This window comes from Terrabacter aerolatus (genome assembly GCF_007991735.1).
Classification (GTDB): domain Bacteria; phylum Actinomycetota; class Actinomycetes; order Actinomycetales; family Dermatophilaceae; genus Terrabacter; species Terrabacter aerolatus.
In genome coordinates, this window is sequence record NZ_BJYX01000002.1 from 294,986 (window position 1) to 307,751 (window position 12,766).

A 12,766-nucleotide genomic window follows, 5' to 3' on the forward strand; every position below is an offset into this window, starting at 1 on the left:
AGGATGCTCGAGACACCTGACGAGACGGCCGCCCTCCAGGCGCTGCTCGACGCCTCGCACGCACGGGCGTCGGGTCACCTGCGCAGCATCATCGACGACGACCGCACCCTCACCGCCGAGCAGCTGGTCGCGCTGCTGACCGGCATGAAGGTGCTGTCCGTCGCCACCGTCACCGCGGCGGGAGAGCCGCGCATCAGTGCCCTCGACGGGCACTTCCTCCACGGGACGTGGACGTTCGGCACCGCCGGCACGTCGGCCAAGGCGAAGCACCTCGCGGCACGGCCCGCCGTGAGCGTCGCCCACGTCGACGGCGAGGAGCTCGCGCTCTTCAGCCACGGCCGTGCCGAGCTCATCGGACCCGGACCGGACCGGGACGAGGTCGACGCGCACTGGACCGCGCACTACGGCAGCAGCCCGTACTCCTGGGGCGACGACATCCGGATGTACCGCCTGCGCATGACCTGGGCCGTCGCCTACGCCTTCAAGCGCGACGAGCTGCTCCGGACCAGGGGAGTGGCCGACTGACCCGCGCTGACCCGCCGGTTGACCCGCCGCTGACGCGCCGCTGACTCGTCGCACCGTGGCCTGCGCGACAATGCCGGGGTGACTGACATCTCGGCCCACCGGCGCATCGTCCTGCTCGGCTCGACCGGCTCGATCGGCACGCAGGCGATCGACCTCGTCCAGCGCAACCGTGACCGGTTCGAGGTCGTCGGGCTCTCGGCCGGGGCCAACCTCCGGCTCGTCGCCGAGCAGGCCGTCGCCCTCCGCGTCCCCGTCGTCGCGGTCGCGAGCGGGACGCACGACGACCTCGCCACAGCGCTCGCCGACGCGGCCGACGCGGCCGGCGTGACGGCATACGACCCCGAGCTGCTCGTGGGCCCCGAGGCCAGCACGACGCTCGCCGCCCGGGAGGCCGACGTCGTCGTCAACGGCATCACGGGGGCCATCGGGCTCGAGCCGACGCTCGCCGCCCTGCGCGCCGGGACGACGCTCGCGCTCGCCAACAAGGAGTCGCTCATCATCGGCGGCCCGCTCGTCAAGGCGCTCGCGGCTCCCGGCCAGATCGTCCCCGTCGACTCGGAGCACAGCGCCATCGCCCAGTGCCTGCGCGGCGGACGCGCCGAGGAGGTGCGCCGGCTCGTCGTCACCGCGAGCGGCGGCCCGTTCCGCGGTCGCAGCCGCGCCGAGCTCGCCGACGTCACGCCCGAGCAGGCCCTGGCGCACCCGAACTTCTCGATGGGCCGGGTCATCACGACGAACTCCGCCACCCTCGTCAACAAGGGTCTCGAGGTCATCGAGGCGCACCTGCTCTTCGACATCCCCTTCGAGCGCATCGACGTCGTCGTGCACCCGCAGCAGATGATCCATTCCATGGTCGAGTTCGTCGACGGCTCGACGATCGCCCAGGCGGGGCCGCCGCGGATGCTCGTGCCGATCGCCCTCGGCCTGAGCTGGCCCGAGCGCATCGCGGACGCCGACGTCCCCGTCGACTGGACCCGGGCACAGTCGTGGGACTTCGAGCCGCTCGACGACGAGGCCTTCCCGGCCGTCGCGCTCGCCCGCCGGGTGGGCGAGGCCGGAGGCACGTGGCCCGCGGTCTACAACGCGGCGAACGAGGTCGCGGTGGACGCCTTCCACGAGGGTCGCATCGGCTTCGTCGACATCGTCGACACGGTGTCGCAGGTGGTCGACGCGTATGCCGCCGAGCCGGCCTCACGGGTCACCGACCTGTCGCTCGCCGACGTCCTCGGCGCCGACGACTGGGCCCGCTCGGCGGCCCGTCACGTCATCTCCGGCTAGGCCCGGGGTGAAGGTGTCCTGGGTCGCCCGTCGCCGCGGACCACGTCGACACCGGAATCACAGGGAGACGATGTGACAATGAAGGGGTGCTGTTCTTCCTAGGGGTCCTGGTCGTCGTCGTCGGCGTGGCGCTGAGCATCGCGCTGCATGAGATCGGCCACCTCGTGCCGGCCAAGAAGTTCGGGGTCAAGGTGACCCAGTACATGGTCGGCTTCGGTCCGACCGTCTGGTCGCGCAAGCGCGGCGAGACCGAGTACGGCATCAAGGCGATCCCGCTCGGCGGCTACGTGCGCATGATCGGCATGCTCCCGCCCCGACCCGGCGACAAGCCCGGTGAGCTGCGCACCCTCTCGACCGGACGCTTCAGCCAGATGGTCGACCAGGCCCGCGCCGACTCGATGGAGGAGGTCCAGCCGGGCGACGAGGACCGCGTCTTCTACAAGCTGAGCCCGGGCAGGAAGATCGTCATCATGCTCGGCGGCCCGGTGATGAACCTCCTCATCGGCTTCGTGCTCATCACCGGCGTCATCACGCTCTACGGCCTGCCCCAGGTCGCCCCGAAGGTCGGCGCCCTCTCCGCCTGCGTCCCGACGACGGCCCCGACGGTGCAGGTGCCCCAGCCGACGTGCAAGCCGGGCGACCCCGTCGCCCCGGCCAAGGCCGCCGGCCTGCAGGCGCGCGACCGCATCGTCTCCATCGACGGCACGGCCGTCACCACGTGGGACCAGGTCACCACGGCGATCCGCGACAGCAAGGGCCGCACCATGACGTGGGTCGTCCAGCGCGGCGACAAGGACGTCTCGATCTCGATCACGCCGGCCGTCCTCGAGCGCGCCACCTACGACGCTCAGGGCGAGCCCGTCGCCAAGGACGGCAAGCCCGTCCTCGCGTCGATGGGCTTCGCGGGGATCACCCCCGGCCAGGAGCTCGTGCGCACGCCCATCGCCGAGGCTCCCGGGTTCGTCTGGGCCCGGGTCGTCGACACGGCCTCGATCATCGTCAAGATCCCCGAGAAGATGACGGGCGTCTTCCAGGCCGCCTTCGGTTCGGAGGCCCGAGACCCCAACGGCCCCATCTCCGTCGTCGGCGTGGGGCGCATCGGCGGCGAGGTCGCCGCGCTCGACATCCCCGCCGACGAGGGCGGCAACTGGGTCAAGCTCGCCCAGCTCGTCCTGCTCATCGCGTCGCTCAACCTCGCGCTCTTCGTCTTCAACCTCGTGCCCCTGCTGCCCCTCGACGGCGGACACGTCGCCGGCGCGATCTGGGAGGCGGTCAAGAAGGGCTGGGCGCGCCTGCGCAACCGCCCCGACCCGGGCTTCGTCGACGTGGCCAAGGGTCTGCCGATCGCCTACGGCATGAGCCTCGTGCTCATCACCATGTCGGTCCTGCTCATCTACGCCGACATCGTCAAGCCGATCAAGCTCTTCGGCTGAGGGGCAGTTCGGCGGGGCCGGCGCACGGGCGCTCCGGGGGCTTTCGGGGGTGCTCGGGGGCCGAGGCCCCGAGGGCGGTCATAATGGCCACATGAGCGTCTCCCTCGGTATGCCGCCCCTGCCCCCGCCGGTCCTCGCCCCGCGGCGCCAGACCCGCCAGATCCAGGTCGGCAAGGTCGGGGTCGGGAGCGACTTCCCGGTGTCGGTGCAGTCAATGACGACGACGCCCACGACCGACATCAACGCCACGCTCCAGCAGATCGCCGAGCTCACGGCCAGCGGCTGCGACATCGTGCGCGTCGCGTGCCCGAGCCAGGACGACGCCGACGCGCTGCCCGCCATCGCGCGCAAGAGCCAGATCCCGGTCATCGCCGACATCCACTTCCAGCCGAAGTACGTCTACGCGGCCATCGAGGCCGGCTGCGCGGCCGTGCGGGTCAACCCCGGCAACATCCGCCAGTTCGACGACCAGGTCAAGCAGATCGCGCGCGAGGCCAAGGACGCCGGCGTCTCGATCCGCATCGGCGTCAACGCCGGCAGCCTCGACAAGCGGATCATGGAGAAGTACGGCAAGGCGACGCCCGAGGCGCTCGTCGAGTCGGCCGTCTGGGAGGCGAGCCTCTTCGAGGAGCACGACTTCCACGACTTCAAGATCTCGGTCAAGCACAACGACCCCGTCGTCATGGTGCGTGCCTACGAGCTGCTCGCCGAGCGCGGCGACTGGCCGCTCCACCTCGGTGTCACCGAGGCCGGCCCCGCCTTCCAGGGCACCATCAAGTCGGCGACGGCCTTCGGCGCGCTCCTCTCGCGCGGCATCGGCGACACGATCCGCGTCTCCCTCTCGGCCCCGCCGGTCGAGGAGGTCAAGGTCGGCATCCAGATCCTCCAGAGCCTCAACCTGCGCCCGCGCAAGCTCGAGATCGTGTCGTGCCCGTCGTGCGGCCGCGCTCAGGTCGACGTCTACACGCTCGCCGACCAGGTCACCGCCGGGCTCGAGGGCATGACCGTGCCCCTGCGCGTCGCCGTGATGGGCTGCGTCGTCAACGGCCCGGGCGAGGCCCGCGAGGCCGACCTCGGCGTGGCCTCCGGCAACGGCAAGGGCCAGATCTTCGTCAAGGGCGAGGTCATCAAGACCGTCCCCGAGGCGCAGATCGTCGAGACGCTCATCGAGGAGGCCATGCGCCTCGCCGAGGAGATGGGCGAGCCGGTCGACGAGGAGTCGGCCGGGGCCCCCAGCGTCACCGTCAGCTGAGGTGCGTGCGCCCGTCCGCTCCACCGAGCGGTATGCCGTCCTGCGCGACCTCGCGGACCGGGTCGTCGCGCTGCGGCCGGGCGAGCGCGTCGCTGTGGCGGTCGACGGGTTCGACGGTGCCGGCAAGACGGTGCTCGCCGACCAGCTCGCCGAGGTCATCGGTGGGGTGGCACCGGCGCGTGACGTGCTGCGCGTCTCGATCGACGGCTTCCACCGGCCGCGGGAGCAGCGCGTCGCTCGGGGCCGCGGCCCGGAGACGTTCTACGAGGACTCCTACGACTACGACGCGTTCCGGCGCGCCGTCGTCGAGCCGTTCCGTCGTGGGGAGCCGGTGACACCCGCGGTCAACGACGTCGACGCGGACGCGCCCGTGCACCCCGACCCCGTCGCCGTCGGGACCGACACCGTCCTGCTCGTCGACGGGATCTTCCTCCAGCGACCGGAGCTCGCCGACGTCTGGGACGCAGCCGTCTGGGTCGACGTGCCCTTCGCCGTCTCGGTGCCCCGGGGCAACGCCCGCTTCGGCGACGGTCACGACCCCGACCCGGAGGCCGAGCCCAACCGACGCTACGTCGACGGGCAGCGTCTCTACCTCGCCGCCGTCGACCCCCGGTCGCACGCGACGTGGGTGCTCGACAACACCGACCTCGAGCGACCGGTGCTGCACGCCGCCGGCTGACACCGAGCGCCCTGTGACGCGTTCGTGAGGCGCGCCGGGGTGACACCCGGCCCGTGGACAGGCACTCTTGGGAGGTGCTCCGACAACGCCTCCCCGTGCGCCCGCTGTCGGCGGCCGACCACGACGTTGCGCTCGAGGTCTGCGCGCGTGACCGCGTGGCCAACGCCTTCGTCGCGGCGCGCATCGTCGAGGGGTCCCTGCGCACGTCACCCGGCTCGTTCCTCGGCCACTGGGCCGACGGTGAGCTGCGTGGCCTGGCCTGGGTGAGCGCGAACGTCGTCCCGGTCGAGCTCGACGAGGAAGGGGTGGCCGCCGTCGCGACGCGCATCATGCGCATGCGTCGACAGTGCGCCTCGATCTTCGGCCCGAGCGACCAGGTCATGGGCCTCTGGGGCCGGCTCGGTCCGACGTGGGGACCGGTACGGGCCATCCGCACCCACCAGCCCCTGCTGACGACCCGGACGCTGCCCTCGGTCCTCGGGCTCGACGTCGACCCCGACGTCCGGCCGGCGCGCGTCGACGAGGTCGACCTCGTGCTGCCGGCGGCGGCCGCCATGTTCACGGAGGAGATCGGCTACCCGCCCTACTTCGGCTCCGACCGCAGCTACCGAGCGAGCATCGCCTCCCTCGTCCGGGCTCGGCACACGTTCGTCAAGGTCGAGGACGGCGAGGTCGTCTTCAAGGCCGACGTCGGCTCCCTCGCGCTGGGCTGTGCCCAGGTGCAGGGGGTCTGGCTGCACCCGCGCCTGCGTGGACAGGGGCTCTCGGTGCCGGCGATGGCGAGCGTCGTCGAGCAGGTCCTGTCGGGCATGGCCGACGAGGTCTCGCTCTACGTCAACGACTTCAACGTCGCGGCCCGGACGACCTACGCGCGCTGCGGGTTCCACGACGTCGGCGCGTTCACCACCGTCCTGCTCTAGCGGGCCGGGCGCCTAGGGTGGGCCCATGAAGACCGCGACCAACGCACCGCTCGGCAAGGACGTCATCGGCCTCGCCGCCCTCTTCCTGACCTCAGGCACGATGCACTTCGTCAAGCCCGAGCCGTTCGAGGCGATGGTGCCCCAGCAGCTCCCGTCACGCAGGGGTCTGGTGTATGCGTCCGGCGCCCTTGAGATCGCTTGCGCGGTGGGCCTTTTCGTCCCGCGCACCCGACGGGTCGCGGGCCTCGTCTCGGCGGCCCTCCTCGTCGCCGTCTTCCCGGCCAACGTCACGATGACGGGCCAGGCCAAGCGACGGCTCGACCGCGCCCCGGACGACGCGAAGCGGCAGGGCTACCTCGCCGCGACCGTGGCCCGGCTACCGCTCCAGTGGCCGATGATCCGCACGGCTCTGCGCGCCGGCGGGGTCATGCGCTGACGGGTCCGTCGCGAACGCGCCGTTCGCCGACGAGAAGACGATGCTGATGTTGTCACCGACCCTGCGGTACCCCAGCGCCCGGTAGATGGCGTTGGACGTCGGGTTGGCGAGGTCCGTGAAGAGCATGCACGCCTCACCCCGGTCCATCCGGGCGCTGCTCAGGGCGGCGACGACGGCGCTCGCGTAACCGTGGCCACGCCGGCCGGGCGGGGTCCACACCCCCGAGATGCGCGTGACCCCTCCGCTGGCCGGCGAGGCGTACGCCATGGACACCGGGCGCCCGTCGACCTCCCACAGCCCGACCCGTCCGTCCGCGACGTGACGCTCCAGCGAGGAGGCGGCGCGGCCCCCGCCCTCGATGGCGTCGACGAAGTCCTGGTGCCACAGCTCGAGCAGGGCCGCGTCCGCGACGGTGGCCGGCCGGAAGGACCCCGCGACGGCGAAGGGCACCCGAGGACGCACCGGCAGGTCGAAGCGCCCCACCTCCATGGTCACCGTCGCGCAGGCGCCCGTGCGTGCGGTCCACTCGTCGGCGAACGCCTCGGCCGCCCCGCGCAGACCGCCCACGCCCGGCGGCCGGTCGCCGGTCCCTGCGAGGTGGGCGGCCAGAGCCCGTGCCTGAGCCGGCGTCGCCAGCGCGACGTGCAGCGGGTGCGGCGGGGTGTGCATGAAGGCGGCGACGACCTCGCCGGCCGGGTCCACCCCCGCCCACCACCGGGCGCGCCGACGTGGTGGTCGGGATCCGCGACGAGGGCGCCGGTCACGCTCGCGAGGACGCTCAGCGCCTCCGGCTCGGCGGCGACGAGGCCGGCGAAGCGCGTCTGTGCGGCGGCCGGCTCGGTGACGAGCTCGAACGTGCAGGAAGGGGACGGCATACGCCCACTCTGGCAAACCTGCAGCGGCGCCCGCGAGCGCATTTGCCCGCGGGTCAGACGTGCGCGACGACCTCGGCGTGGGTCATCGCGAACCACGCGTCCGGGTGCACCGACCAGGCCTGCCAGGCCGCACCGACCTGCGCCAGCTCGGCGCGGTCGAGCAGGCCTTGGTCGAGGGCCTCGGTGGCGAAGGTCGACTCGAGCGCCCGGCGGGCCCACGTGGCGCCCCACCACGCGCACTGCTCCGGCGTCGCGTACGTCCACAGGGAGGCCGACGACGTGAGCCGGTCGAGACCCGCGGCGTGCGCCCACGCGACGAGGTGCCGCCCGGCGTCGGGCTCCGCGTGGTTGAGGCGCGCCAGACGGCGGTAGACCTCGAGCCAGCGGGTCATCCCGTCTGACGCCGGGTGCCACACCATCGAGTCGTAGTCGACGTCGCGCAGCGCCACGATGCCGCCGGGACGCGTCACCCGCGACATCTCCCGGAGGGCTCCGACGGGATCGGTGAGGTGCTGGAGCACCTGGTGGGCGTGGGCGACGTCGAAGGACTCGTCGGCATGCGGCAGCGCCATGACGTCCGCGAGCTCGAAACGCGTCCGTGTGTCGCCCCGGGCTGCTGCGTGCCCGCGCGCGTGCTCGAGGGGGCCGGCGACGTTCTCGATCCCGACGACCTCGCCCGTGGGACCGACTGCCTCGGCGAGGTCGAGCGTGATCGTGCCGGGACCGCAGCCCACGTCGAGGACCCGGAGGCCCTCGCGCAGGTGGGGGAGCAGGTAGGCCGCCGAGTCGGCGGCGGTGCGCGCACCGTGGGAGGCAAGGACGCTCGCGTGGTGCCCGTGGACGTAGACATCGGCCATGACGGGACGCTACGCCGCTCGGGACGGGGTGGTGGCGCCTGTCCACGCCGGTCCACGCCGGTCCACGCAGGCCCGGGCGGAGCACGACGAAGGCCCGCCCCTGACGGGACGGGCCTTCACCGAGAGCGGTGGTGCAGCTGAGTCAGCTCACTTGGTGAGCGGCTCCAGCGTGGGGTCGTTCGCGTAGGCCTCGGCCGCGTTCTCCTTGGTCACGATGACCGGCGGGAGCAGGTTGGCCGGGACGACCTTGACACCGTTGTTGTAGGACGTGGTGTCGTTGACGGTCGGCTTCTGGCCCTTCTGGAGGGCGGAGACCATGGCGATGGTCTCCTTGACGAGCTTGCGCGTGTCCTTGTTGATCGTCGAGTACTGCTCGCCGGCCATGATCGACTTGACCGACTCGACCTCGGAGTCCTGACCGGTGACGACCGGGACGGGCTTGCCGGCGGCCTTGACCGACGTGATGATCGCGCGGGCCAGCGTGTCGTTGGGCGACAGGACGCCGTCGAGCGCAGCGCTCTGGTAGTTGGCCGACAGGAGCGTGTCCATGCGCTTCTGCGCGTTCTCGGCCTTCCAGCCCTGCGTCACGACCTGGTTGAAGTCCTTCTGGCCCGAGACGACCTTGAGCGTTCCGGCGTCGATCTTCGGCTTGAGCACCTTCATGGCGCCGTCGAAGAAGACCTGGGCGTTCGCGTCGTCGGGCGAGCCGGCGAAGAGCTCGATGTTGTACGGGCCGTTCGGCTTCTTCTTGGCCATGCCGTCGAGCAGGGCCTGGCCCTGCAGCTCGCCGACCTTGAAGTTGTCGTAGGCCACGTAGTAGTCGACGGCCGCCGTGTTCTTCACGAGACGGTCGTAGGCGATGACCGTGGCGCCGGCGTCCTTGGCGGCCTTGAGCTGGGTGCCCAGCTGCGAGCCGTCGATGGCGCCGACGACGATGACCTTGGCGCCCTTGGTGACCATGGCCGAGATCTGGTTCTGCTGCTCGGACACGCCACCGTTGGCGAACTGCACGTCGCCCTTGAAGCCCGCCGCGGACAGGCCGTCCTTGAACAGCTGCTCGGCGAGCACCCAGTTCTCGGACGTCTTCTGCGGCAGCGCGATGCCGATGACCGCGTCGGCGGGGAAGCCGGCCGCGGCCGCGCCCCCGTTGGATGCGCCCGGCGTCGTGCCGGTGTCGCTGCTCCGACCGCAACCGGTCAGAACAAGGGCGGCCACAGCCGTGACGCCCAGCACCTTGGTGAAGGTACGCATGTGCTCTCTTTCCTCTCATCGCGTCCGGGCGGAACGCGGATCCTTCTCGGTCTCGGGCGGCGCCCTGACCGGGTCTGTGGGTGGTGCGTTTTCAGTGGGTCCCGGTGTCGGCCGGGGTGGGCCGGCGGCGGGAGGCCGCCGGCCCGGGATCCGTCAGCTGGACTGACGGATGGTCTCGCTGACGGGCGTCGTCTCGGTCGCCGCCGACGGGGGCGGCGGGGCAGAGGAGTCGTCGTCGTTGCGGCGGAAGTTCTTCATCATCATCCCGATGAGCGAGGCCCGTCCCTGCGACTTGTTGTAGACGTCGAAGGCGACGGCGACGAGCAGGACGAGCCCCTTGATCATCTGGGTCGCGTCGGCGCCGATGCCCTGCAGCTGCAGGCCGTTGTTGAGCACGGCCATGACGAGGCCACCGACGATCGAGCCGACCACGGTGCCGACACCACCGGTGACGGCCGCGCCACCGATGAAGACGGCGGCGATGGCGTCGAGCTCCCAGCCGACGCCGTCGGAGGGACCAGACGCCGTCGAGCGAGCCACGAAGATCATGCCGGCCAGGGCCGCCAGGATCGACATGTTCATCATGACGAGGAAGTTGACCTTCTTGCTCTTGACGCCGGACAGCTCGGCCGCGTGCCGGTTGCCACCGACCGCGTAGATGTGACGGCCGATGACGGTGCGGTTGGAGATGAAGCCGTAGAGGAGCACGAGCACCGCGAGGATGATGCCGGAGATCGGGAACGACGTGCCGGGACGGCCAGAGCCGAAGAGCAGCGTGGCGCCGATGATGGCCGCGCAGATGAGCCCGAGGCGCACCCACATGATCCAGGCCTCCTCGACCTCGGCGCCGAGCTTGACGAGCGCGCGTCGGCTGCGCATCGCACCGATGACGATGCCGACCGCGAGCAGCAGGCCGATGAGCACCGTGAGGTTGTTGTAGCCGGTGTTCGGGCCGATCTCGGGCAGGTAGCCGCCGCCGATGACCTGGAAGTCGTCGGACACCGGCACCGAGTTCGACTTGCCGACGTACTGGTTGGCGCCGCGGAACAGGAGCATGCCCGACAGCGTGACGATGAAGGCGGGGATGCCGACGTACGCGGTCCACAGGCCCTGCCAGGCGCCGACGAGGGCGCCGATGCCGAGGCCGAGCAGGATGCCCACCCACCAGCTGAGGTTCCAGTCACGCATCGCGATGGCCACGCAGATGCCGACGAACGCCGCGACGGAGCCGACGGAGAGGTCGATGTGGCCGGCGATGATGACGAGCACCATGCCGATGGCGAGCACGAGGATGTAGGAGTTCTGCTGGAAGATGTTGATGACGTTGTCCGGTGTGAGCGTGAGCCCGCCGGTCCAGATCTGGAAGAAGATGATCAGCGCCACGAGGGCGAAGATCATGCCGAGCTGACGGGTGTCGCCACCGAAGATCTTCTTGACCTTGTCCATGGGTGCAGTCCTGGCTGTCTTGGAGGTGGATGGGGGAGTGGTCGGCGTCGGCGCGGCGCTCACGCGCTCTCGCGCGTTTCGGTGGTCGCCTGCGAGCCGCCGTGGGTCCGCCGGGTCATGAGGCGCATCAGGGACTCCTGATCCGCCTCCTCGCGGGAGAGCACGCCGGTGACCGCACCCTCGGCGATGGTGTAGATGCGGTCGGACAGGCCGATCAGCTCGGGCAGCTCGGAGGAGACGAGGATGACGCCCTTCCCCTCCGAGGCCATGCGCTGGATGATCCCGTAGATCTCGAACTTGGCGCCGACGTCGATGCCGCGGGTCGGCTCGTCGAGGATGAGCAGGTCGGGCTCGGTGAAGAGCCACTTGGCGAGCACGACCTTCTGCTGGTTGCCGCCGGAGAGCTTGGCGACGCCCTCGTCGACGTTCGGGGCCTTGGTGCGCAAGGACTTCCGGTAGGACTCGGCGAAGTTGTACTCCTCCCGCTCGTCGACGACGAAGCCGCGGGTGATGCGCTTGAGCCGCGCAGACACCGTCGTGCGCTTGATGTCGTCGAGGAGGTTGAGGCCGAGGGTCTTGCGGTCCTCGGTGACGTAGGCCAGCCCGGCGTCGATGGCGTCGGAGACGGACCGGAGCCGGAGCTCGTGGCCGTCCTTGATGATCTGCCCCTCGACGTAGGTGCCGTAGGAGCGGCCGAAGAGGCTCCGCATCAGCTCGGTGCGACCGGCCCCCATGAGTCCGGCGAAACCGACGATCTCGCCGCGGCGGACGAAGAAGTCGCTGTGCTTGGCCACGAGGCGGTCGGGCACGCTCGGGTGCCGGACGGTCCAGTTCTTCACCTCGAAGAAGACCTCGCCGATCTCCGGCGTGTGGTCGGGGAAGCGCGACTCGAGGTCGCGCCCGACCATGCCGCGGATGATGCGGTTCTCGTCGACGCCGTCCTCCTTGACGCGCAGGGTCTCGATGGACCTGCCGTCGCGGATGATGGTGATGGAGTCGGCGATCTGCTCGATCTCGTTGAGCTTGTGGCTGATCATGATGCAGGTCACGCCCTTGGAGCGCAGACCGGCGATGAGGTCGAGCAGGTGCTGGGAGTCGCCCTCGTTGAGGGCTGCCGTCGGCTCGTCGAGGATGAGGAGCTTGACGTCCTTGGAGAGAGCCTTGGCGATCTCGACGAGCTGCTGCTTGCCGACGCCGATGTCGCGGATCTTGGTGTCGGGCTCCTCCTCCAGGCCCACGCGGGCGAGCAGCTCGCGCGCCTTGACGCGGGTGGCCAGCCAGTCGATGACCCCGCCGGAGGCGGTCTCGTTGCCGAGGAAGATGTTCTCGGCGATCGACATCTCCGGGATGAGCGCGAGCTCCTGGTGGATGATGACGATGCCGGCGTGCTCGCTGTCGCGGATGTTGTTGAACTCGCACAGCCGACCCTCGAAGTGGATCTCACCGTCGTAGGTGCCGGCGGGGTGCACCCCGGAGAGGACCTTCATGAGGGTGGACTTCCCGGCGCCGTTCTCCCCGCAGATCGCGTGCACCTCGCCTCGGCGGACCGCCATCGAGACGTCGGAGAGGGCCTTGACGCCCGGGAACTCCTTGGTGATGGATCGCATCTCGAGGATGACGCTCCCGGGCGGGGTGACCTCGGTCGCCCCGGCGCCGGTCGCGTCGGCACCCGATGACCCAGGAGCCGGGATGGAGGGGTTGCTCATCTGGTCGTCAACACTCCTTTGTGGTGTTCGTGAGGCGCAAAGGCCCGTCCTGATTGTTCCTCACGGCTCGGGCCCACGTGGCCGAACACCGCGTCGTTTCGTCACAAG

The 12,766-nt window shown here is 70.7% G+C and carries 12 protein-coding genes; 7 read left to right on the plus strand and 5 right to left on the minus strand.

Annotated elements, in window-relative coordinates:
* The first annotated feature begins 3 nt into the window (after positions 1–3).
* The 7 genes from TAE01_RS03740 (at position 4) to TAE01_RS03770 (ending at position 6,523) form a co-directional block, all read left to right on the plus strand.
* Complete coding sequence (locus TAE01_RS03740; RefSeq protein ID WP_147063517.1) at positions 4–525, plus strand: pyridoxamine 5'-phosphate oxidase family protein; 522 nt, start codon at positions 4–6, stop codon at positions 523–525.
* 78 nt (positions 526–603) lie between these two features.
* Complete coding sequence (dxr, locus tag TAE01_RS03745) at positions 604–1,803, plus strand: 1-deoxy-D-xylulose-5-phosphate reductoisomerase (protein ID WP_147063519.1); 1,200 nt, start codon at positions 604–606, stop codon at positions 1,801–1,803.
* Between the two features lie 86 nt (positions 1,804–1,889).
* The gene (locus tag TAE01_RS03750) at positions 1,890–3,236 is read left to right on the plus strand and encodes a M50 family metallopeptidase (protein ID WP_147063521.1); all 1,347 of its coding nucleotides are present in this window, start codon (positions 1,890–1,892) and stop codon (positions 3,234–3,236) included.
* A 91-nt stretch (positions 3,237–3,327) separates the two neighbouring features.
* On the plus strand, positions 3,328–4,488 hold the full coding sequence (gene ispG / locus TAE01_RS03755; RefSeq protein WP_147063523.1) for a flavodoxin-dependent (E)-4-hydroxy-3-methylbut-2-enyl-diphosphate synthase: 1,161 nt from the start codon (positions 3,328–3,330) through the stop codon (positions 4,486–4,488).
* Between the two features lies 1 nt (position 4,489).
* Complete coding sequence (locus tag TAE01_RS03760) at positions 4,490–5,167, plus strand: nucleoside/nucleotide kinase family protein (RefSeq protein WP_147063525.1); 678 nt, start codon at positions 4,490–4,492, stop codon at positions 5,165–5,167.
* A gap of 74 nt (positions 5,168–5,241) precedes the next feature.
* The gene (locus tag TAE01_RS03765) at positions 5,242–6,087 is read left to right on the plus strand and encodes a GNAT family N-acetyltransferase (RefSeq protein ID WP_246111114.1); all 846 of its coding nucleotides are present in this window, start codon (positions 5,242–5,244) and stop codon (positions 6,085–6,087) included.
* 25 nt (positions 6,088–6,112) lie between these two features.
* Entirely contained in the window at positions 6,113–6,523 is a 411-nt protein-coding gene (locus TAE01_RS03770; RefSeq protein ID WP_147063527.1) for a DoxX family protein, read from the plus strand.
* On the opposite strand, the gene TAE01_RS03775 is transcribed toward TAE01_RS03770, so the two are convergent.
* The 5 genes from TAE01_RS03775 to mmsA form a co-directional block, all read right to left on the minus strand.
* A complete protein-coding gene (locus TAE01_RS03775) occupies positions 6,464–7,225 on the minus strand; it encodes a GNAT family N-acetyltransferase (RefSeq protein WP_246111115.1) in 762 nt (253 codons plus the stop codon). The two genes, TAE01_RS03770 and TAE01_RS03775, sit on opposite strands and share 60 nt — an antisense overlap.
* A gap of 226 nt (positions 7,226–7,451) precedes the next feature.
* Positions 7,452–8,255 carry a methyltransferase domain-containing protein gene (locus TAE01_RS03780; protein WP_147063529.1) on the minus strand — a complete coding sequence of 268 codons (804 nt, stop codon included), beginning with the start codon at positions 8,253–8,255 and terminating at the stop codon, positions 7,452–7,454.
* A 147-nt stretch (positions 8,256–8,402) separates the two neighbouring features.
* Complete coding sequence (locus tag TAE01_RS03785; protein ID WP_147063531.1) at positions 8,403–9,506, minus strand: substrate-binding domain-containing protein; 1,104 nt, start codon at positions 9,504–9,506, stop codon at positions 8,403–8,405.
* A 153-nt stretch (positions 9,507–9,659) separates the two neighbouring features.
* Positions 9,660–10,952, minus strand: coding sequence for a multiple monosaccharide ABC transporter permease (gene mmsB, locus TAE01_RS03790; RefSeq protein ID WP_147063533.1), 1,293 nt, complete (start codon positions 10,950–10,952; stop codon positions 9,660–9,662).
* 59 nt (positions 10,953–11,011) lie between these two features.
* Complete coding sequence (mmsA, locus tag TAE01_RS03795; protein WP_147063632.1) at positions 11,012–12,559, minus strand: multiple monosaccharide ABC transporter ATP-binding protein; 1,548 nt, start codon at positions 12,557–12,559, stop codon at positions 11,012–11,014.
* Between the last annotated feature and the right edge of the window lie 207 nt (positions 12,560–12,766).

Bases quoted from the DNA above. Each gene is read 5' to 3' on its own strand.
- TAE01_RS03780 (WP_147063529.1), bottom strand. From the start codon at position 8,255: ATGGCCGATGTCTACGTCCACGGGCACCACGCGAGCGTCCTTGCCTCC.
- TAE01_RS03785 (WP_147063531.1), bottom strand. From the start codon at position 9,506: ATGCGTACCTTCACCAAGGTGCTGGGCGTCACGGCTGTGGCCGCCCTT.
- mmsA (WP_147063632.1), bottom strand. From the start codon at position 12,559: ATGCGATCCATCACCAAGGAGTTCCCGGGCGTCAAGGCCCTCTCCGAC.
- mmsB (WP_147063533.1), bottom strand. From the start codon at position 10,952: ATGGACAAGGTCAAGAAGATCTTCGGTGGCGACACCCGTCAGCTCGGC.
- ispG (WP_147063523.1), top strand. From the start codon at position 3,328: ATGAGCGTCTCCCTCGGTATGCCGCCCCTGCCCCCGCCGGTCCTCGCC.
- TAE01_RS03740 (WP_147063517.1), top strand. From the start codon at position 4: ATGCTCGAGACACCTGACGAGACGGCCGCCCTCCAGGCGCTGCTCGAC.
- TAE01_RS03770 (WP_147063527.1), top strand. From the start codon at position 6,113: ATGAAGACCGCGACCAACGCACCGCTCGGCAAGGACGTCATCGGCCTC.